Origin of the sequence: Hyphomicrobium sp. (assembly GCF_003987855.1) — a bacterium.
Taxonomy (GTDB): Bacteria; Pseudomonadota; Alphaproteobacteria; order Rhizobiales; family Hyphomicrobiaceae; genus Hyphomicrobium_B.
This window is the reverse complement of sequence record NZ_RXIZ01000008.1, coordinates 150,955-173,154: the sequence shown is the minus strand read 5'-3', so window position 1 is coordinate 173,154 and position 22,200 is coordinate 150,955. Positions and strand designations below refer to the sequence as shown.

The following is a 22,200-nucleotide window of genomic DNA, read 5'->3' as shown; positions in this document are numbered from 1 at the left end:
GTCAGGATTGACCGGTCGAATGCCCCTTGAATTGCGTGCCGATGGAGTCTTCAGCCTGCACATCCATTTCATCCGCCGGATTGCCCTTGTAGGTGAAGCGGAAGTTCGGGTCTTCGCTGATCGAAATGCCTCCCTCCATCGAGAAGATCATCTTGCCTGCGGTCGACACCGTAAGCTTCTCGATGAAACGTGCCGGCGGATAGGCATGGGTGATCTGGTCCATCGCCATGCCGCTGGTATTGGGATGCTTGAGCATCACCTGAGCGAGTTCGCTGCCATCTCCCGCTTTGCCGGCGGCAGTCTTGACGCGCATCTTGCCCATTTCCTTGGCGGCGACTTCGGCGTCCTTGCTGGCAGGAGCTGAGCACCCGCCGGACGCCTTAACGAAAACGCTGGTCATATAAAGCTTGCCATCATTCGTTTCGGCGATGGCGCGCACGTCCGAGTACTGATCGATGCGCACCCGCGTCGCCAGCATTCGCTCACCCGAGCCCGCCGCGTCACCGAATTTGAACGTAGCGACCACGGGCGACGGGTTTTGGTCGACGACGAGGGTCAACGCCTTGACGTCGCCTCCGAAGCCCGCCGGCATGGTCACAGAAATCGGCACCGTTGCGGCGTCCTCCGCCCGCTTCGGAGCCTCAAGGCTGATCTTGCCTGCTCCGTCGAGAATCTCACGCGTGCCGAACGCGTCTTTACGAATGCCGTCCCAGGCGCTGGGATTGGCCACGCTTGCGCTGCCATCGGCTGCAAATACGGTTGCGCCCGGCGCGAGCACCATCGCCGCCAAGGCAAAAAGGGCTGTCGAAATTCTCCGCATCGTTTCCTCGCTCGCCGCCTTTGAGGCGGTCATTGTGCGCATCAACTGCCAAATTCGGAATGGAATACTACAGCAATATGGTGTCGAGGGCATCACCTACGCAAGGCTATCCCTTCACAGATGCGGTATACGCTTAAGTTGTTCTGATCGTTACGCGTTTGACGTGCCTAGCGGTTCAGGCGAAGGCCGAGCGGCCGAGCCAGGCCCGCCAACCGCGAAACGCCGTGATCTCCTCCGCCCCGATGGTTGCGTGGCTTTCACACAGGAAGCCTTTCACTTTACGCCCGTCTTCCAGGAGAAGGGTCCCGATACCCAGAGGAGGCGGGATGAGAGCCACAAAAGAGCCGAACGCGGCGTCATCCATTTCCCAGATTTCGACTTCGATACCTCCGGGGCCGCTGCCCTCGTAGACGAGTCCAGGCTTCGGCGGCGTGGTATCGGGAAGAACATAGAGGCGGTAGCCGGCCGCGGTCCGCGAGGTTTCCCGATAGACCGCATTGCGTTCGGTCAGTTGGCTATTGAGCGGCTGACCCGACAGATGCGCGCCGACCACGGCAACCTGGATCGCGGTCTTGTTTGATGGACGGACTTTGACGCGGTTCGTCTCTTCAAGCTGCGTTTCCGTCCCGCCGAGCTTGCATCCAGGTAACGCTCGGTGAAGCGCGTCGCCGATCGTTGCGAGCTTGCCGTCCGAAAAAGCCGGGCCAATCAGCGTCACCCCGAAAGGTATCCCATCATCGCGGAAGCCAGCCGGGACGGCGAGCGCCGCGAGGTCGAGCAGGTTCACGAAGTTCGTATACGCACCAAGATTGGAGTTGAGCCGGATGGGATCGGCGAGCATGTCGCTGATCTTATAAGTCGTGCCCGCTGTCGGAAGCACCATCACATCCATGCGCTTCCATTCCGCATCCGCGGCGCGCCGCAGCTCGGCTAGACGGTACAAGCTCTCGAACGTCTGAAGCGCCGTCTTAGCCGTACCGCCGCGCACGATGTCAGCGACGACTGGGTTGAGATCATGCTCTTCCATTCCATCGATGGCATAGAGCCGCTCGGCGACCCACGGGCCGTCGTAGAGCATGGACGCGGTGTCGCGAAACGGCGCGAAATTGAAGGGCGTGATCTCGACGCCCAATCCGGCCAGCCGATCGATCGTATGGTGGTAGAGCCGGCGGTACTCGTTATCCTCGAAGAACGATAGCGGCGCGTTCGGTATTCCGACCTTCAGTGGCCGCGCGACCGTCTCGACGGCGAACGGTGGAGCATCAGCGCGCGCAAAACCATCGTCCTTGTCGAACGCGATTGCGACCTCGGCCACCTTGGCCGTATCGGCGACCGTCAGCGCGAAGATCGAGACCGCATCTTGGCTTTTGCAGGCTGGAACCACACCGTGCGTCGAAACAATGCCTTTCGTCGGCTTCAATCCGACGATGTTGTTGAAGGCAGCGGGCACGCGCCCAGACCCGGCCGTGTCGGTGCCAAGCGAAAACGACACCAGACCGCCAGCGACGACGACGGCGGATCCGGAGCTTGAGCCGCCGGAAATATACGCTGGATCGAACACGCTTGTTGGAATGCCATAGGGCGAGCGCGTGCCGTTGAGGCCGGTCGCGAATTGATCGAGGTTTGTCTTGCCGATCAGAATGGCGCCTGCCGCGAGAAGGCGTTCGACCACCGTTGCGGAGCGCTCGGGCGTATAAGCAAAGGCCGGGCAGGCGCAAGTGGTCGGAAGACCGGCAACGTCGATATTGTCTTTTACGGCGAAAGGAATGCCGTAAAGAGACCCTCGGGGCGCTTCACTTGCCTGTGCCTTCGCCGCCGCCTTGTCGACAAGCGTTATCCAGTCTGGAGTGACACCCTTGGCCGAGATACGCGCGTAAACTTCATCGATGACGTCCGCCGGCGTGATCTTATTGGCTTCATAGAGATTGGCGAGGTTGCCGATGTCGAGCGAGAGAGTCACGCCGTCGCCTCCGCCATTTCCTTCAGCACGACAAGTGTCTGGCCAAGAGAAACCGGCTTGCCTTCGGCGCATCGGACTTCATGGACGATGCCGCTTGCCGGCGAAGTAACGGCCATCTCCATTTTCATGGACTCAACGATGATTAGGGTTTCACCTTCCGAAACCTCTTTGCCAGGCTTGACGAGAACTTTCCAAACGCTTCCGGGAACGGGGCTCTCCACAGCAATCGCACCGGCCGGCAGAGCGCCGTCACTTTGCACATCGCCAGCGTCATCAGCGGCGCCTGCGCTGCCCTCCTGATCGCTTTGCTCCCATCGCGCCCTCTCGGCTTCGAACGCGGCCTGTTGGCGTGACTTGAACGCCGAGATCGTATCCGCGTTTGCAGCAAGGAACGCTTGATAGTCCTTGAGGCTAAATTTGGTCTGCTCGATTTTCACCGTCGCCTGGCCTTCCAAGAATTTGTCTCGGAAGTCCAGAAGCTCTTCACTCGTTACGGGGTAAAAGCGGATTTGATCGAAGAAGCGCAACAGCCAAGGCGAGCCGGCCTCGAACGCCGCTGTCGTGCGGTACGTGTTCCAGACTTGGCATGTTCGGCCGAAAAGCTGGTATCCGCCCGGCCCCTCCATGCCGTAGATGCACATGTAGGCGCCGCCGATGCCGACGACGTTGTCGGGCGTCCAGGTTCGCGCGGGATTATACTTCGTTGTGACAAGCCGGTGGCGAGGATCGAACGGTGTCGCGACCGGCGCACCGAGATAGACGTCACCGAGGCCGAGAACGACATACGTCGCGTCAAATACGATGCGAAGGACCTCGTCGATCGAGTCGAGGCCGTTGATGCGCCGGATGAACTCGATGTTCGAGGGACACCAGGGAGCGTCAGGTCTGACGCCCTGCATGTATTTGTCGATGGTCTTCTGGACCGCCGCATCATTCCAGGAGAGCGGCAGATAGACGATGCGTGATGGAACCTCCACGTCACCAAGATCGCCTAGAGTGTCTTCAAGGCGTGAAAGCTCGAAAAGAAGATCCTCCAACGGCAGGATCGCCGGATCGTAGTGGAACTGCAGCGATCGGATGCCCGGCGTCAGATCGAGCACGCCTGGAAGCTTGAGCCTTTCGAACGCAGTCATCAGCGCATGCACGCGAAAGCGCAGCGTTAAATCCAGAATGATAGGTCCGTATTCGATCAGCATATAGGCGTCGCCGGCACGCCGATAGACAACGCGCGGATTGCTTTCTGAAGCTGCCCGTTCACCGATGACGCAATCGTCCGCGCCCCATTTCGCGTTCGGGAATGAAGGTGCGGCAACGGACTTCAAGGATGCGATTTCCGCGGTTTGCTTCGCAAGTTGCGCCGCGGCCGCGGCAGGCGTCAGGCGGACGAAGCGAACTTTATCGCCGGGCCTCAGCTGTCCCATCTTCCACAGTTCGGCCTGGACGATCGTCGCCGGACAGACGAACCCCCCGAGCGAGGGACCATCAGGCCCGAGAATGACGGGCATATCGCCGGTGAAGTCGATCGCGCCTATGGCATACGCGTTGTCGTGAATGTTGCTCGGGTGCAGACCTGCTTCTCCGCCGTCGGATCGAGCCCAAACGGGTTTGGGTCCGATCAAGCGGATACCGGTCGGATTGGAATTGTAGTGAACCTCCCAATCGGCGGAAAAGAATGTGTCTATGTACTCCGGCGCAAAGAAGTCTGGCGCGCCGTGCGGACCATAAAGCACGCCAATCTCCCACGCATGGGTGAGACGCGGCTCCAGGTCTTTATCCAGCCCTGATGCTTGTTCGTGCTGGGCATCGCGGCCAATGTGCAGCACGTCGCCGGTCATCAACACGCGGCCTCCGTGGCCGCCGAACTTGCCCAGCGTGAACGTCGACTTGCTTCCAAGATACGCGGGCACGTCGATACCGCCGCGTATGCCGATGTAGGCTCTGGTGCCTGGCCCTTTCACGCCTCCGACTTTTAGCACTTGGCCCGCGCGTACGCTGAAGGGCTGCCAATAGTCGACCGGCACGCCATCGAGCGTCGCGACGAGTTCGGCGCCTCCGAGACAGACCGTCGTATCGGTGTTGAAGCGTAGCGTCGGACCGGACAGCGTCGTCTCGATCGTCGCCGCATCGCTCGCGTTTCCAAGCAGCCGGTTGACGAGACGGTGTGACAGCGGGTCCATCGGGCCGGACGGCGGCACGCCGACCGCCCAATAACCCACGCGTCCCGGCCAATCCTGGATCGTCGTTTGCGTTCCCGGAGCCAGAACCTCGATGGTGTCAGCCTTATAGGCGTAGGTCTGAAGCGTCCTGGTCAGCATCTGCCCCGAGGCAAATACTTGCGAATGCGAAAGCTGGCGCAGGTAGTCGAGATTGGTCTCCAGGCCGCCGATGCGTGTCTCGGCAAGCGAAGTTTGCAATCGCGATAGCGCCTCAGGTCGCGATGCGCCTTTGACGATGATCTTTGCAATCATCGGATCGTAGAACGGGGAGACTTCAGATCCGCTTTGCACCCACGTTTCGATGCGTGTGTCGGCTGGCCATGCAACCTCGGTAAGTCGGCCGGAACTCGGACGGAAGTCTCGCCCCGGATCCTCTGCATAGAGGCGGACCTGAATTGAAGCACCCGTCGGCACAATGGAGTCCTGCGACGGCAGCTGTAAGGCCCCTGCAGCTTGGCGCACCATCCATTCGACGAGATCGACGCCGACGACCTCCTCCGTCACGCCGTGCTCGACCTGTAGGCGCGTGTTGACCTCGAGGAAGTAGAACTCGTTCGTCTCTGCATCGTAGAGGTACTCGACGGTGCCCGCGCTTTCGTAATTCACCGATTGGCCGAGGCGGCGTGCGGTTTCCCACAGCGCTGCGCGCGTTGCATCAGGTAAGTTTGGCGCAGGCGTCTCTTCGATGACCTTCTGATTTCGGCGCTGCGCCGAGCAGTCGCGCTCGCCGAGCGAAATGACGTTGCCCTTGCCATCGCCGAAGATCTGCACCTCGATGTGCCGCCCCCGAGCGACGTACTTCTCTATGAAGATGCCGGCGTCCTTGAAGTTGTTGCGCGCCAAACGCTCGACGCGTTCGAACATCGGCGCAATCTCGTCCGCCGATGAGACCAGCTGAAGCCCAATGCCACCGCCGCCGGCCGTGCTCTTTATCATCACAGGATAGCCGATGCGTTGCGCTTCGCTGCGCGCGTGCTCGACGTCGCGAATGAGCCCCGATCCCGGCGCCAATGGAACGTTGGATTCCAGCGCCAGCTCGCGAGCCTTGTGCTTCAATCCGAAGGCGCGCATGTGCTGCGCTTTTGGTCCGATAAATGCGATGCCGGCTTTTTCACAGGCCTCGGCGAAGTCGGGATTTTCGGAGAGAAAACCATACCCCGGGTGGATCGCCTCGGCTCCGGTCCTCTTCGCAGCCTCCAGAATGACGTCTTGCTTCAGGTAGCTCTCGGCGGCGGGCGAGGGGCCTATCGCCACGGCTTCACCCGCCTGCATAACGTGCATGGAATGGCGATCTGCTTCGGAATAGACGGCGACGCTGGCGATGCCCATCCGGTCGAGGGTGCGGATGATGCGGCAGGCGATGGCACCGCGATTGGCTATCAGGACTTTCCGGAACATGCGTCAGGCCCCCTTCGCCCAGATGAGGACCTCAATCGGAGTGGGATTGTAGGCGTTGCACGGGTTGTTGAGCTGCGGGCAATTGGAGATCAGCACGATGACATTCATGTGCGCCGTCATCTCGACGTATTTGCCAGGAGCCGAGAGGCCATCTTCGAACGTCAGCCCGCCGTCCGGGGTCACGGGCACGTTCATGAAGAAATTGATGTTATGGCCGATGTCGCGTTTCGAAAGCCCGTAGTGCTCGTTCTCGGCGATCGCCAGCATGTAGCTGTCGCGGCAGGCATGCATCGACTTTTTTTCGAGCGCATAACGGACCGTGTTGCTCTCGGTGGCGCAGGCGCCTCCTAGCGTATCGTGCCGCCCGACCGTGTCGGCCGTGATCGTCAGCATTGGCCGGCATCGGTCCGACAGCAGAACCGTTCCTGCCGTTAGATAGATGTTGCCTTGCTCGCGAATGGTATCGGAGGCCGAATAGCGCTCGCCGGGATCGTCAGCGTTGAAAAAGAGCGTGTCGGCTGCCTGGTTGCCTTCAAGATCGAGAATGCGAAACGTTTCGCCTTCGCAGACGACATGCATCCAATAATCGCCGGCCGGAACGATGCGCCGATAGATCGCGTCGGCATCGGCAAAGGTGCTTTCCTTGATCATCAGTGGGCCTCCTCGCAGCACCCGGCAAGAAAGATCCGGTTGTTCTCAAAGCCGCGACCGTTCTCCGGACGAGAGAGGCGCGCAGGATCATCATCGTTGGCGGGCGGCCCCTCGAAGATTTCGAACTGACCGGGTTTGCGTGGATAGCTGTTCGCGGGATTGAAGGGATGCGGGCAGGTGTGAAACAGTACGAGCGTGTCCATCTCGAACCGCAACTCGACCTGCGCACCCGCTTTCGCTGCGGCAGAATCGAGCGACATCGCGCCATTTTCCGCGACGACGATTTTGCTGAACCAGTTGACGTTCGCCGCAAGGTCGCGCCGCGTCAGGCCATACTTGGCGGCCTCGACCAGAAAGCTATCGTGGCCGTTCTGCTGCCAGTCGTTGCGCGCCGATTGATAGCTCTTCTCGCCCCACTTGCGGGCGATGATCGCTTTCGTCGTGTTGCCGGTCACCGTGTCATGCCAGCCGAATGTATCGGCGACGATGGAGCAGAAGATGCGACCCATGTCTGAATAGAGGCAATGTCCCGCAGTCAGCTTGAAAGTGTGCTGACACTTGAGCGTGTCGGGCGCGTTGTAACGCTCCAGCAAGTTCTGCGGATTGTAGAACAGCATGCCAATGTTGGCGCCGCCCTCCACATCCGTGAGCCGAAGCCGCATGTTTCGCCGCATGAGAAGCGACCAGTGCTTGCCCCCTGGCAGAGTATCGGAATAAACCAAGTTCCCCATCGTTCACTCCCAACGCAGATGTCGATCTCTCGCTCCGCGATCCGGTCCGGGTCGTCCCGGGTTGACGTGCGCCGACATGGGTCGTCCCATGCGGGAAAAATTGCGGCTCAGGCCCGGGACGATGACTGTCCGTTACGCGCGAGGGAGACAGGCGAACCCGCAATCTTGGGTGGCCAGATCTCGATATCCTTGGTGATGGTCGCGCCGCCTTGCGGAACCGCGACCCCGTTCGTGACGGGTGTGAGATCCTCGGACAGCCGCGCACCGTAGCGATCCGCTTCTTCCGGACGATTGCGCGGACGCTCGAAGGCGATGATGCGAGTGCCCAGTGCGAAAGCTTCCCGGAGGTCGTGGGTGACCATCACGACGGTCAACTCGCATTCGTTCCAGATGCGGCGCATCAGAACGTGGATATCGGCACGAATGCCGGGGTCGAGCGCACCGAAGGGTTCGTCGAGCAGGAGTATCTTCGGTCGCCGCATCAAGGCCTGAGCAAGTGCGAGGCGCTGCTGCATGCCGCCCGATAGCGCCGCAGGATACTTGCTTTCATGTCCCGTGAGCCCCACCTCCTTGAGAAGCTCGCGGCCCTCGTCTTCGGCCTGCTTCCTCTTTGATCCGAATAGTCGACCAAGGCCGCCCGCGCGTTCGAATTCACGCCCGATGATTACGTTGCCCAGCACGGTCAGGTGCGGAAATACGGAATATTTCTGGAACACGACGCCGCGATCCGCATCGGGCTCGGGCTTCAAGGGCACCCCGCCAACTAAGATTCTGCCGCGTGTCGGGCTCTCTTCGCCAAGCAGCATCCGCAGGAACGTCGTCTTCCCGCACCCGGATGGGCCGACGAGCGCCACGAACGCACGTGGTGCAATCTCGAGATCAATCTGCTCGAGAACGACGTGATCGCCGTACTCTTTCCAGACCTTGTCGAAGACGATGGCGTTCATGCCGCCCTCGCTTGCGCAAACCAGGGGAAGGCTTTTCGCTGCAGCAGGCGCAGGCCGAGGTCCATAAGGAAGGCGAGGAGAGTAATCCAGGCGACGTATGGCAGGATCACATCCATCGACAAATATCGGCGCACGAGGAAGATGCGATAGCCGAGACCAGAATCGGCCGCGATCGCTTCGGCGGCAATCAGGAACAGCCACGCTGGGCCGATCTCGAAACGGACCGAGTCGATCAGCCTCGGAAGCGTCTGCGGCAGAATTACTCGAAGCGCGATCTGCAGGCTCGAGGCGCCAAGCGTCTGCGCCTTGATGAGCTGCTCGCGAGGAATGTCCTCCACGCGAAGCGAGATATCGCGGATGAGCTTGAGCGATGTGCCGATCACGATCAACGCGATCTTCGATGCTTCGCCAAGCCCCATGACAATGAAGAGGATCGGAAGCAATGCCAGAGGTGGAACCATCGATAAGACAGCGATCACCGGTGCAAACGTAGCGCCGGCCACGGGCAAGAGGCCGAGAACGATGCCAAGCACAAGCGCGATGAGGGTGGAGATTGCGAGGCCGGTGAGAAGACGCGTGAGACTGGCGCCAGTGTCTTCCCAGAGCAGGTAGTCGCCCGTTCGCGCGTCTGGCTTCAGCGCGTAGTCATCAATCGCCTCCCCCATTTTCGAGAAGCTTGGAAGAAGTTTGTCGTTGGGGTTTTCGGCGAGGCGAACGCCCGAACCGACGACGTAGGCGAGGCAAAGAAGTGCGAAGGGCAGGAAGGCAAGCGCAAAGCGCCACGTTCTATCCGGACGGTAATTGATGGCGCGCATGACGTTCGCCTTCCTGCAGGATGTTAAGAGATGAGAGAAGGCGTGCTCAGAGCTTCCCGTCTTCGGCTTCCTTCATGAAGGTCGCGTCGTAACGGAATTTCACGTTCCCCTTGTCGCCGAAGACGCTCTTGTCGGGGAACTCGACGCCGATTGCTTCCGGCGATTTGGCGTCCTTGCCGAGCAGCGATTTCTCGAACAAGAATTTCGACACGAGCTCGGTCGTCTTCTTGATCTGATCGCCCGAGGTGAAGGCCACGGCATCCTTGGGATCGGAGAACAGCTTCGTGGTCGCGAGTTGCTCGTCGAAGCCCTTAAGATCGGTGCCTGACGCCTTCGCCATCGCCTCTTTGGACTTGGTGCCGTCCTTCATCGTCGCAAGCGTCTCATACCAGATACCGACGAGCGCCTTCGCAAACTTCGGATTGTCCTTCAGCACGTTCGTGTTGACGACCATGAGGTCCATGATCTCGCCAGGAATCTGTGAGCTGTCGAAGACCTTATGAGCATCAGGAGATTCGAGAATGGTCGAGACGATCGGCTTCCACGTGACAACCGCCGTAACGTCCTTGGTCTTGTAGGCTGCCGCCATGTCGGCGTCGGAGGTGTTGACGACCTTCAAGTCCTTCTCGGACAGCCCTACCGACGGGAGCGCTCGGGCAAGCAGGTAATGCGAGACAGAAAATTCGACGAGGTTGACGTTCTGACCCTTGATGTCCGCGAGCTTGTCCTTGTTCTTGAGAATGATCGCGTCGTTGCCGTTGGAGAAGTCGCCCACGATGACAGCGGTGGTATCGACGCCGCCCGCCGCCGGAATGGACAACGCATCCATGTTCGTAACGGTCACGGCGTCGAACGAACCAGCCGTGTACTGGTTGATCGATTCAACGTAGTCGTTGAACTGCTTGACCTCGATGTTGATGCCGTATTTGTCGGCCCACTTCTTCACGATGCCGGAGTCGGCGGCGTAGCCCCATGGCATCCAGCCGACGTAGATCGACCAGGCGACCTTGAAATCTTTCTTCTCGGCGGCACTGGCAGGCGAGAGGGCGAACCCCATCACAGCCGCGGCGCCGATCACACCCTTCAGAAGTGTCTTCGCGGAAAAGCGCATTGCTAACCCCTGTCCTTGTGCTGGTCACTGTCGGACCGCAAGGGGCGTCGGTGGCGCGAACGGGAGACCTCAATCCGCGCGAGAGATGCGCACAGCGGGAGGCCTGTCCGTTCGAGAGCCGAAGCAACTCGCGGTGTAGGTCTCCCGGGCTTTTATCCCGCCGTGGCTCCGCCGCGCGGACAGCGAAGCGGGAGAGCCTCTCTCGGACCAGGCGCTCGTGAAAGCCGGAACCCTAGAGGCGTTATGCAGGAAGCACTGCACGAGCTGTGCCATTTTGAATTTGCCGCAATTGCACGGCTTTTTCCACGTGCCTCGGGCGACGTTGCCCTCGGCTTGGGCGCTGCGCCTATTCCGTGGGCAGAGCAGTTGCTTCGAGGCGTGGACTTGTCGCAAGAAGCGTTCGCAGCATCGAAACGACCCGCGATACAGGTCCGGCGCTGCCGCACTGCAGGCTTATCCGCGCGCCCTCGAACAGAAGGAAGACTTCGTCCGCTAGGCGTTCCGGCTCGCGGTAATGCGCGGCACGAAATGCCGCGACGAGGGTGTCGTACTTGCGTTGCTTGTATTCTTCGATCACCGCGCGCGCCGGATGCTTCGGATCGAGTTCAACGGCAGCATTGGCAAGCGCGCAACCGCGTTCTCTCTCGTTGGTGAGAACGTCTTCGACGTGATCGACCCAAGACTTCAGCTTCTGCTCGGGTGTGCCCGAGCCGCCGAGCAATCGATGAAGCACTTCGCTGTACTGCGCCGCGTGCTGCTCGGCGAACGCGACGATCAGGTCGTCCTTGGACCTGAAGTGCCGATAAAGGGTCATCTTGTTCGTAAGCGCCGTCTCGGCAATTGCTTCAACGCCGACGGGATGCACGCCATAGCGATAGAAAAGCTCGCAAGCCGCCAGCAAGATGCGCTCGCGCGGAGATTTTCCTTCGATCTTGCCTGCGATAGCCGCGCGCAACTTACTGAGATCGCGCAATTCCCTGTCGTGTGTCGTGACCATTGCCCACTTGACGAAAAAGTTGATGGCCGTTAGCACTCTTACCGATCGGTAACTCCACTTGCCATCGCTATCACGACTTACCGGGACTGTCATTCGACGTTTGGCGCGGTCCGTGCCACCGGGTGCCGTCTTCTGAGTATTATGTCTGACGGCGGTCGTGTTTTGCGTGTGGAGCCGCCAACCAACGGTCGCCTGCTGCACGCATCAGCGTCCACTTTCGGCTCCGTCAAGACATCCAGGCTGGAGAAAAACCGCGTGACCCACCGATTTGCCACCGCCGCGGCGTCTGTGCTGCTCCTGCTCGCGGGGCTGGCTGGCTGCAGCGAGCAAAAGTCCGGCACGCAGGCTGCTGCTCCGCCGCCACCCCAGGTCACCGTTTCCAAGCCGACGAAAAAAGTGGTGACTGACTACGACGAGTATGTCGGCCGCTTCGTAGCCTATGATTACGTCGAGGTGCGGGCCCGCGTCTCGGGCTATCTCGATAAGATCCATTTTACCGACGGCCAGATGGTCAAGGTCGGTGATCCGCTCTTCACGATCGATCGACGCCCGTTCCAAGCGGTCCTTGATCAAGCGAAAGCGACGATCGAGCAGGGGAAGGCCAACCTCGCATTCACCCAGGCCGATCTCGAGCGCGGCAAGAACCTGCCGGTTGGCACAGTGATAACGCAGCAGACGCTCGATCAGCGTGTTCAGGCAGAGCGGGTCGCGCAAGCCAATCTCACGGCGGCAGAGGCATCGACGCGGCAGGCCGATCTCGACCTGCAGTTCACCGAACTCACCGCTCCAATCGCCGGACGCATCGGCGATCGCCGCGTCTCGATCGGCAACCTCGTGACCGGCGGCACATCGGGCAGCACGACGTTGCTCGCCACGATCGTTTCCGTCGATCCAATTCGCTTTGAGTTCACGATGGATGAGGCATCTTATCTGCGATACCTCAACGCCGCCTCCGTGCAGGGCGCTGACAGCGTGGATCGCGGCCTGAGCCTCACCGCTGAGTTGAAGCTGATCGATGAAAAGGATTTCGTGCACCAGGGTCGCATCGACTTCGTCGACAACGCCATTGACACGAACGCTGGCACGATCCGAGGCCGAGCCATCTTCAAGAATGCCGACGGGCGACTTACGCCGGGCATGTTCGGACGCATCCGGCTCGCGGCCCACAAGCCCGCGGAGGCGCTTCTCGTGCCGGATACCGCGATCGGCACCGAGCAGGTCCGCAAGTTCGTCTATACCATAAGTAAGGACAACGTCGCCGCGCCCAAGTATGTCACCCTTGGTCCCGTAGTTGACGGCTTGCGTGTCATCACGGCTGGTCTAAGCCCGGACGATACCGTTGTTGTCGACGGACTGATGCGCGTTCGGCCCGGCGCGAAGGTGACGCCGCAGCAACTCGAAGCTTCCAATCCGAAGGACCAGGCGGTCCGGACCAACTAGAGATCGGACCGTCCGATGCGTCTCTCGCACTTCTTCATCGATCGGCCGATCTTCGCGGCCGTCATCTCGATCGTATTGGTGATCATCGGTGCCGTCGCCGTCGGGCGATTGCCGATCGCCCAGTATCCTGAAATCGCGCCTCCGGTCGTCAACGTGACCGGGCAGTATCCTGGCGCGAGCGCCGAAGTCGTGGCCGCGACCGTCGCCACGCCACTGGAGCAGCAGATCAACGGCGTTGAGCACATGCTGTTCATCTCGTCGAACTCGACGACGGATGGGCGCTTTTCCATCTCGGTCACATTTGACATCGGCACCAACCTCGATATCGCGCAGGTTCAGGTACAGAACCGCGTCTCCATCGCATTGCCACGCTTGCCGTCGGACGTCCGAAACATCGGCGTCACGGTCGCGAAAGCTTCGCCCGACCTCATGATGGTCGTGCATCTGCTCTCGCCAGACAACTCTCGCGATACGCTCTTCATTTCGAACTACGCCAACGTCAACGTCATCGACCAGCTCACGCGTATCCAGGGCGTCGGCTCTGTGACGGTGTTCGGTGGCCGCGATTACTCGATGCGCGTCTGGCTCGACCCCGATCGCTTGCAGTCGTTGAACCTCGCGGCCAGTGATGTCGTGACCGCCCTTCAAGGCCAGAACGTTCAGGTCGCGGCCGGCGTCCTCAATCAGCCACCGGTACCCAGCCCCGGGGCGTTCCAGATAACCGTGCAGACGCTCGGGCGACTGATCGATCCCGCGCAATTCGGGAACATCATCGTCAAGCAGACCAGTAACTCGGTGGTCCGCGTCAAGGACGTGGCGCGGGTCGAACTGGCCGGTCTCGACTATGGCGTCAATTCCTATCTCGATAAGCAGGCCGCCGTCGGCCTCGGCATTTTCCAGCTTCCTGGCTCCAACGCGATCGATACCGCCAAGAAGATCCAGGACGAGATGAAGGAAATCTCGAAGAACTTCCCGCCGGGCATCGAGTACGCGATTGTCTACAATCCGACCGAATTCATTCAGCAGTCGGTTGACGCGGTCATACACACGATTTTGGAAGCGATCGTCCTCGTCGTGCTTGTTGTCGTGGTGTTCCTGCAGAGTTGGCGTGCGGCGATCATCCCGATCGTCGCAATTCCCGTCTCGCTCATCGGCACGTTTTTCCTGATGGCGCTGTTCGGGTTCTCCTTGAACAATCTCTCGCTGTTCGGACTCGTGCTCGCCATCGGTATCGTCGTCGACGACGCGATCGTCGTCGTTGAAAACGTCGAACGCAACATGGCGAACGGGCTAAGCCCCCGCGAAGCCGCCTATCGAACCATGGAAGAAGTGGGAACGGCGCTCATCGCCATTGCATTGGTTTTGAGCGCGGTCTTCGTGCCCACTGCGTTCATCACCGGCATTTCGGGACAGTTCTATCGTCAGTTCGCTCTGACGATCGCCGGCGCAACAATCCTATCGCTCATCGTTTCGCTCACGCTTTCGCCTGCGCTTTGCGCGCTATTGCTGAAACCGCACGAAGAACATCAACGCCACAGCATTCTCACGTGGCCCATTCGCGCGTTCTTCAACGCGTTCAACTGGAGCTTCGACAAGCTCTCCCACGGCTACGGCTGGTTTGTGGGACGCGCCGTACGGTTTGCGGGGCTGATGCTTATTCTCTACTTCGGCCTCATCGCCTTCGGCCTCAACGAGTTTCGAAAAACGCCGCTCGGCTTCATTCCCGATCAGGATGGCGGCTATCTGATCACCGTCGTCCAATTACCTTCTGCTGCCTCGCTCGATCGCACCGACGCGGTAAACAAGCGTCTGGTCGCAATGGCGCTGGACGTTCCAGGCGTGGCGCATGCCGTCAATCTCGTCGGCTTTTCCGGCGCGACGCGCGTCAACGCATCGAATGCCGGCGCAATCTTTGTCGTTTTGAAGCCCTTCGAAGAGCGTTCGAAAGATCCGGCGCAATCGGCTGCCGCCATTCGCGCTGAATTACTGAAGAGGTTCTCAACGGTTCAGGAAGGGCTCGTTCTCGTTGTCGCTCCGCCTCCCGTGCGCGGCCTCGGCAGCGCAGGTGGCTTCCGCATGATGGTCGAAGACCGTGGCGGTGCCGGTTCCGCTGCCTTGCAGCAGGCGGTGAACTCCATGATGGTCAAGGCGGCGCAAGATCCCGCACTGCGCCAAGTCTTCACGTTGTTCGAGACGTCGACGCCCCAGCTCTACCTCGAAATCGATCGCGTCAAGGCAGAGTTGCTGGGCATCAACATTCCGGACGTCTTTGCGGCTCTCCAGACGTATTTGGGATCCTTCTACGTCAACGACTTCAACATTCTTGGCCGCACCTTCCGGGTGACCGCGCAGTCCGACGGCAAGTTCCGGATGACGCCGAAGGACGCGCTGCAAATTCGTGTCCGCAACAAGACTGGAAACGTCGTTCCGCTCGCCTCCTTCATGACTGTGAGCGACATCTCCGGTCCGCAACGCGTCCCACGCTATAATCTCTATCCTGCGGCAGAACTCGATGGCTCGGCGGCGCCCGGCTACTCACAAGGCCAGGCTATCGAGGCGATGCAGAAGCTGGCGGCCGAGACGCTTCCACCAGGTTTCAGTTACGAGTGGACGGACCTCGCATACCAGCAGATCCGGGCCGGCAACACGGCTGTCTTCGCCTTCGCTCTCGGCGTGGCGTTCGTATTCCTCGTGCTTGCAGCCCAGTTCGAAAGCCTGACGCTGCCGCTCGCCGTCATTCTGATTGTTCCCATGAGTTTGATCGCGTCGATTTCCGGCGTCATCATTCGCGGAATGGACAACAACATCCTGACCCAGGTCGGCTTCATCGTGCTCGTCGGTCTTGCTGCGAAGAATGCCATCCTAATCGTCGAGTTCGCCGAACAGCTTGAGGGGCAGGGGAGGAATCGATTCGAAGCCGCAACCGAAGCTGCGCGCCTTCGAATGCGACCGATCCTCATGACGTCGCTGGCTTTCATTCTCGGCGTCGTGCCGCTCGTCTGGGCCGTCGGTGCTGGCGCGGAACTTCGCCAGGCGCTGGGTACTGCCGTCTTTTCCGGCATGATCGGCGTCACGGTATTCGGCTTGATCTTCACGCCAGTGTTCTACGTGCTTTGTCGCTGGCTATCGGGCTTCGCCCGCCGGCGCCGCGCGGCAGCGCCCGATTCGCACGCAGTGCCCCAGCACCCGGCTGAATAGGGATAGCATCCCGCCGGGTCTCTCCGATCCGCGCAAGCCTCGCACAGGACGACGGAGTCAAAGTCGACTCCGGCGTTTTCTGTATGCGGCGGAAGGGACCGGTCGGCAGACATGAACAGAAGAGAGCGGCGGCGCGCCGAAGCGACTTCGCGGAAGGCTCCGCAGCGCATGGAAAATGCGGAAGCCGCGCGACACTACCAGGAAGCGGTCATGCATCTGAAAGGCGGTCGCTTCGCCGAATCAGAGGTCGCGCACAAACGCGTCCTGTCGCTCGTTCCGAACCATGCCCCCAGTCTGCACCACCTTGGTCTGATCGCAATCAACCGGCACGACCCGGTCGCCGCCGTCGAGTTGATCCGCAAGAGCGTCGACGCCCAGCCAGATTATCATGAGGCTTGGTTGAACCTCGCGATCGTCCTGGGCGAGCTCAAGTACCTGAAGGAGGCGATTGCCGCTTGCCAGCAGTGCGTCGATCTCCAGCCGGGAAAGTCCGAACATCATGTCATTCTCGGCAATCTCCTGCGCATCGCCAAGCAGGAGGCTGAGGCCAGAACAGCCTACGTCAAGGCACTCGAACTGAAGCCCGACCAACCGATTGTCATTGCCCGCCTCGGGCAGCTGTTGCTCAACGCGGGTGAATACGACGCGGCCACGAACTACTGCAAGCGTGCTCTCGAACTCAACCCGAGTTTGGAAGAAGCACAGCTGCTCGAACGGCGTCTTGCTCTCTCCTCGCGGCCCCTCGATCTGCTGATTGCGGAAATCGAATCGCAATCGAAGACGGGCGTCGAGAAGGCTAAGAAGTTCGACGATCTTGGAACCTACCTGCGTGGCGAACGGCGCTTGGCGGAAGCGGCCGAGATGTGTCGCCGCGCCGTCGAAGCTGATCCGGGCGGTGCCGACTACTACTTCAATCTAGCCCTCTCCTTGGAGGCGCTGGGCGAGATGGACGAGGCGCTTTCCAATTATCAAATCGGCTTCGAGATCGAGCCCGACCGCGCGGAAGCCTACGCGGGCGTCGGCAACTTGCTTCGCAACATGAACATGCTGGATGGCGCAATTCAGGCCTACGAACACGCGATAAAGCAGAAACCCAATTTGGCGAGCGCCTACTACAACCTTGCCATCACCTACAAGATGAGGGACCAATACGAGGAAGCAAAGGTCGCGTTTGAAAAGTGTATCGAGTGCGCGCCGGACGCCATCGTCAGCCGCTTCGAATTCATCAACCTGCGGCGCACGCTCTGTGATTGGCCGGGCATCGACGAGGAAGAGCGCGAATGTCTCAGTGTCTTCCGCTCTAAAGAAGTGACGATCGCGCCGTTCCAATTGATCTCCCTTAACGCGAGTCCTGCGGATCTGTTGCGCGCGGCTGAAGGCTTTATCAAAACCTTTGAAGTGCCGCAGCAGCAGCGCTTCTCGACGTACAAAAATCGGAAAGGTGTTGGCGCGAAGATCCGCATCGGATTCGTGTCCTGCGATTACTTCGAGCACGCGACAGCGATGCTTTTTGCGGAAGTTCTTGAGAAGATCGACCGCAGCCGGTTCGAAATATTCGCTTACTGCCATAGCCCCGAAGAAAACAGCCTGATGCGAAGGCGAATGATCGCGGCCTTCGATCACTTCAGAAAAATCGGGCCGATGCGCCATCGCGACGTGGCCACCATGGTCCGAGACGATTGCATCGATATTCTGGTCGACCTAAAGGGCTATACGCGCGACGCCCGCACTGAGATCTTTGCCTACCGGCCGGCGCCAATTCAGGTGAACTATCTGGGCTATCCCGGAACCATGGGCGGCGACTTCATGGATTACATCATCGCCGACTCGATCGTCGCGCCGATGGATGCGCAGGACCATTATTCCGAACGGATCGTGCATCTTCCAAACAGCTATCAGCCGAACGATCGCAAGCGCGAGATCTCGCCGGAACCTGTCACGCGCGCCGACGCGGGGTTGCCTGAAGACGCCTTCGTCTTTTGCTCGTTCAATAATAGCTACAAGCTCAACGCGGCAATGTTCGATGTATGGATGCCGCTGTTGAAGCAAGTCGCGGGATCCGTGCTTTGGCTGCTGGTGCCCAATGATATCTGCGCCAATAATCTTCGCCGCGAGGCCGAGGCGAGGGGAGTGGATCCTAGTCGGCTTGTTTTCGCCCAGCGAGCGTCAAGTCCAAAACATCTCGCGCGGCATCGCCTTGCCGACCTGTTCGTCGATGCGCTTCCCTGTAACGCGCATACGACGACGAGCGACGCGCTCTGGGCAGGCCTGCCGGTCTTGACCTGCCTTGGCGATACGTTTGCAGGCCGTGTGGCGGGCAGCCTGCTTTCGGCCGCAGGTCTGCCGGAGCTGGTCACGACGAGTTTGGACGAATACGGCAAGCTGGCGCTGGAACTCGCGCAGAACAAGCCGAAGCTCGACGCTATGCGAGCCAAGCTGATTGCCCAACGTGAGACGGTACCGTTGTTTGATTCCACGCGTTACACGCGAAACCTCGAAAGGTCGTTCGAGAAAATGATCGAGATCATGCGCGCCGGCGAGGCACCGCGTCCATTCGCGATTACGGAGACCGACGTGCCTCAGGTGATCGAGACAAAAGCTGCGGCGCCCGCCATTTCACCCGGAAACACATCGATGCCGCCGGCGATGCCGGAGGCAAGTGTCCTTCGTCAGATGTATGCGGGTTGTCCTGTCTGCAACGCCGAAGCGGTGGCCGAAACCGAAGCTCGGATCACGAACCACCGACTGTACAATCCGATCTTGCCTCCGGTTCTCAAATGGCGGCGCTGCACAAGTTGCGCGCACGTCTTCACGGAAGGCTATCTGACGCCGGCGGGTATGGAAGCGATTCATTCTGGAACGGCGGCGGAGATGCGTGTCGGCAAGGACGCCGAAAACAACAGGAAAACGGCCGCTCGCATTGTCTCGCGCATTACCCGTTACGTCGGCGACGGCGAATGGCTCGACATCGGCTTCGGTAATGCTTCGCTCCTTTTCACAGCTGCCGAGTGGGGCTTCATTCCCGTGGGCGTGGAGTCGCATGTACCAAGCGTCGATAGGCTAAAGCGCTTCGGCTATGAGGCGCACCGCAGCTTATCGGACGTCTCGGGCCAGAATCGCTTCAGCGTCGTAACAATGTACGACGCGCTCGACCGGGAGCCGTTTCCCGGCCAGACGCTGACGACCATTAACCGGCTCATGCGAGACGGCGGAATTCTGGTGCTCTCCATGCTCAACATGGAGACGGTCGTCTGGCGCGCTCTCGAAGCCACGCGCAGCAATCCATATTGGGCTGAGTTGGAGCGCTATCACAATTTCACGCGATCCGGGCTCGTGGCGCTGCTGAAGGCCAAAGGTTTCAAGCTGCAGGAATACGACATCGGTCAGGGACATCGCAGTGGCATGGAAGTCGTCGCGGTCAAGACTGGGCCGGCTTAGCAAGTCCAAAGGAAGAGCATCATTCGCACAGCGCGCGGTGCTGCTTTCTTTCCTTCATATCGAGATGAAAGTGGTCGTGGTGCGCTTCGTTCGTGTCCGGCCCGAGAACGGTTCCAAATAAGTCGCAAGCGCCGTCATGCGCTTCGTGCAGGAACGCGGACATCGCCTGCTTGGCCTGTTCCTCCTTGATCGCCTCGGGCGATCTGGCTTTCACCTTCTCGTCGCTCTTGTGCTTGTCGTCGCCTTTTGCCTTGTCGTCGGCCTTGTCTTGATCATCGCTCTTCTTCGCGATGTCGTGAGCTCCGAGTTTCGAAGCGGCGACTTGGAATTTCGCTTTGTCGCCGCCGGCATCGCTCGACTTCTGCGACTTCTTCAGCTCCTCTGCCGTCGGACCCCAGTTCTTCGATACGCGGATGATTTTCCCGTCTGCCAGAACGAACGCGGAGACATCCACGGCATTCATAAGCGCGTGCTCGCTGATCGGCGCACGAGCAAGCCCATACCGGTTGCGACATGAGTAGGATTCCGCAACCACCCGAACGATCGGGGAACCGAAGTTCTTTTTCGCGGCCGGCTGCAGCTTGTCCAAGATCCAGCTGTTCATGCCGGCGATCATCTTGCAATTGAGTGTGGCGGCCGGCTCGATGCGCACCTTGCTGTCGCCGACGCTCTTGAGAAGTCGCGGCGCCGGCGCACCGCAAATACCTTCCCTCGCCGGAGGAAGCTCCTCAGAGTCCACCGCCATCTTGGCGAGCAGGCTTTCGCAATCCTTCTTCGCCGCCGCGACCTCGTCTTGCGTCCACTGTGGGGCGGTCTGCTGGGCGGGAGGTACCGGCTTCGCAGGAGCCTCCTTTTCGGCCGGGAGCGCGGGAACTGTCGCTCCCGGAGCGCTCGTTGCCGGGACATTCGAGCCCGGCGCGTTGGAGGCCGCGATCGTCGGCCCGCGTTTATCGTCAGCTTCCGACAGCGAGACGTGATCACTCGAAGAACCGGGTGAAGCCGGAATACTGGGAGCGCTCGGCGGGATCACCACGCGCGCATGCAACTCGACTTCCGGCGGCGTTGTGAGATGCCCGACCCGCACGATGTAGAACGTGCCAGGTTGGCAAAAGGGCAGGAGAAGAAGACCGGCTAAGACGGTTTTAGACAGGAGAACAGAGACACGTACCGCCAGCGCATCGGCCCTTACCGCGGCCCTTGCATAAAGCGCCGAGAGACGGGCATGAATTTCCTCTTCCGCGCTCACGTCCGGACCCACTCGCTGATACCCCGAGGCTAACGCGCCGTCGGCTGTCTAACGAAATTATCCCCGCGATCTGACGACAGCGACCTCACCACAAACGTAAGGCAAAATGTCGACCGCTTGCGCAAGGAAGCGGCCCTGTAAAACCCTTAAGAATGGCGTGAGGTTCCGCCTTTTGCATTATGACAGGAATGTCTTCACATTCGGTCAACGCGTCCAAGCGTCTGCTTCTTGAACTCGCGCGGCGTCATGCCGACAACGGACTTGAACAGCCGGCCGAAGTGGGACACGTCGCCAAAACCCCATGTGTAGGCGATGTCGCTGATTTGCCGATGTGCCTGAGCCGGATCTGCCAGGGCGGCTTGGCACTTCTCGATACGCCGGCTGAACAATAGCCGCTGCAATGAGGTCTGCTCGGCATCGAGCAGCTGATTGGCATAACGCACAGAGATGCCGGCCTCGCTCGCTAGGTCTTCGCAGGTTGCCGCCCGGTTCGAGAGGTTGGCATCGACGACTGTCTTGAGCCTCAACAGCGATGCGAGCCGCGTTGACGAATGAATGCACGTGTTGCCCTCAGCGTCCTTCAGGGCCATGGCCATCAGTTCAAGCAACTGGTGCTTCACTTGGGCTTGTGAGGTGGAACTGAGAACGCTGATCTGATCCGGCAGCAACTTGGCAAAGGTCGATGCCAGCACGCCGCTTCCGGAATGGCCGTTGACGGGTCGAGCGGTCCAACGCCGCAACGGCCCAAGCCTTGCTTCACAATCGCGCCGCGGCACCTCAATGACGAGACAGTGGAAATCACGCGATTGGACGAATGAAGCGTGCCGCCCAAGATCGAGAAGGCAAATGTCTTCCGGCCGCAGCTCGGCTTGTCGCCCGTCCTGATCGATTTTCAAGGTGCCGCTGAGCTGAATGACGATATGGACGAGGTCGGACAGCAAAGCTGCCTGGTGCTTTGTGCGCCACGAGCGCATGCCATTGCAGCGGAAGATTGAAAACGCCATCCCCGGAACGCGAAGATAGCGGAGGTCGCCTTCAAAACGTGCCGGGTGATCGGGGCGCGTTTCGTACGGGCCAAGAACCTGTCGGCTCGTCTCGAACCAGTAGTCGAACCGATCTCGCGGATGAACATCCGTTGTCGAAATCGACCAATCTATAAGATCATCTCCGGCTACTCGAACCGGAGCACTAAGCGCGCGCAACATCGAACTCATTCCCTCCCCGCGCATCGA

14 protein-coding genes and 1 riboswitch are annotated in these 22,200 nt (G+C 60.1%); of the genes, 3 read left to right on the top strand and 11 right to left on the bottom strand.

Going from position 1 to position 22,200, the window contains the following annotated elements; translation table 11 throughout:
• Position 1: 1 nt before the first annotated feature.
• From EKK30_RS08020 to EKK30_RS07980, 9 genes are all read right to left on the bottom strand, one after another.
• On the bottom strand, positions 2-853 hold the full coding sequence (locus EKK30_RS08020; RefSeq protein WP_290982933.1) for a quinoprotein dehydrogenase-associated SoxYZ-like carrier: 852 nt from the start codon (positions 851-853) through the stop codon (positions 2-4).
• 142 nt (positions 854-995) lie between these two features.
• A complete protein-coding gene (atzF, locus tag EKK30_RS08015) occupies positions 996-2,780 on the bottom strand; it encodes an allophanate hydrolase (protein ID WP_290982931.1) in 1,785 nt (594 codons plus the stop codon).
• Positions 2,777-6,394 (bottom strand): urea carboxylase, encoded by a 3,618-nt coding sequence (gene uca, locus EKK30_RS08010; RefSeq protein ID WP_290982929.1) that lies wholly within the window; start codon positions 6,392-6,394, stop codon positions 2,777-2,779. Before uca ends, atzF begins: the two co-directional genes overlap by 4 nt.
• A 3-nt stretch (positions 6,395-6,397) precedes the next feature.
• The gene (locus EKK30_RS08005) at positions 6,398-7,045 is read right to left on the bottom strand and encodes an urea amidolyase associated protein UAAP2 (protein ID WP_290982927.1); all 648 of its coding nucleotides are present in this window, start codon (positions 7,043-7,045) and stop codon (positions 6,398-6,400) included.
• Complete coding sequence (locus EKK30_RS08000) at positions 7,045-7,776, bottom strand: urea amidolyase associated protein UAAP1 (protein WP_290982925.1); 732 nt, start codon at positions 7,774-7,776, stop codon at positions 7,045-7,047. The genes EKK30_RS08005 and EKK30_RS08000 overlap by 1 nt, the downstream gene beginning before the upstream one ends.
• A gap of 107 nt (positions 7,777-7,883) precedes the next feature.
• Complete coding sequence (locus tag EKK30_RS07995) at positions 7,884-8,723, bottom strand: ABC transporter ATP-binding protein (protein ID WP_290982923.1); 840 nt, start codon at positions 8,721-8,723, stop codon at positions 7,884-7,886.
• Positions 8,720-9,538 carry an ABC transporter permease gene (locus EKK30_RS07990; RefSeq protein ID WP_290982921.1) on the bottom strand — a complete coding sequence of 273 codons (819 nt, stop codon included), beginning with the start codon at positions 9,536-9,538 and terminating at the stop codon, positions 8,720-8,722. The genes EKK30_RS07995 and EKK30_RS07990 overlap by 4 nt, the downstream gene beginning before the upstream one ends.
• A 46-nt stretch (positions 9,539-9,584) precedes the next feature.
• The gene (locus EKK30_RS07985; RefSeq protein ID WP_290982919.1) at positions 9,585-10,649 is read right to left on the bottom strand and encodes a putative urea ABC transporter substrate-binding protein; all 1,065 of its coding nucleotides are present in this window, start codon (positions 10,647-10,649) and stop codon (positions 9,585-9,587) included.
• Positions 10,650-10,788: 139 nt separating this feature from the next.
• Positions 10,789-10,896, bottom strand: a riboswitch (guanidine-I (ykkC/yxkD leader).
• A gap of 99 nt (positions 10,897-10,995) precedes the next feature.
• Complete coding sequence (locus EKK30_RS07980; RefSeq protein WP_290982917.1) at positions 10,996-11,682, bottom strand: TetR/AcrR family transcriptional regulator; 687 nt, start codon at positions 11,680-11,682, stop codon at positions 10,996-10,998.
• Positions 11,683-11,901: 219 nt separating this feature from the next.
• On the opposite strand from EKK30_RS07980, the gene EKK30_RS07975 reads away from it, so the two are divergent.
• The 3 genes from EKK30_RS07975 (at position 11,902) to EKK30_RS07965 (ending at position 19,722) form a co-directional block, all read left to right on the top strand.
• Positions 11,902-13,086, top strand: coding sequence for an efflux RND transporter periplasmic adaptor subunit (locus tag EKK30_RS07975; RefSeq protein WP_290982915.1), 1,185 nt, complete (start codon positions 11,902-11,904; stop codon positions 13,084-13,086).
• 15 nt (positions 13,087-13,101) lie between these two features.
• A complete protein-coding gene (locus EKK30_RS07970; protein WP_290982913.1) occupies positions 13,102-16,284 on the top strand; it encodes an efflux RND transporter permease subunit in 3,183 nt (1,060 codons plus the stop codon).
• A gap of 111 nt (positions 16,285-16,395) precedes the next feature.
• Positions 16,396-19,722: a tetratricopeptide repeat protein gene (locus tag EKK30_RS07965; RefSeq protein WP_290982911.1), complete on the top strand. Its 3,327-nt coding sequence runs from the start codon at positions 16,396-16,398 to the stop codon at positions 19,720-19,722.
• A 19-nt stretch (positions 19,723-19,741) separates the two neighbouring features.
• Here EKK30_RS07965 and EKK30_RS07960 read toward each other — a convergent pair whose 3' ends face one another.
• Positions 19,742-20,980, bottom strand: a complete 1,239-nt coding sequence (locus tag EKK30_RS07960) for an extensin family protein (RefSeq protein ID WP_290982909.1) — start codon at positions 20,978-20,980, stop codon at positions 19,742-19,744.
• A 182-nt stretch (positions 20,981-21,162) separates the two neighbouring features.
• Complete coding sequence (locus EKK30_RS07955) at positions 21,163-22,173, bottom strand: helix-turn-helix domain-containing protein (protein WP_290982907.1); 1,011 nt, start codon at positions 22,171-22,173, stop codon at positions 21,163-21,165.
• Positions 22,174-22,200: the final 27 nt, after the last annotated feature.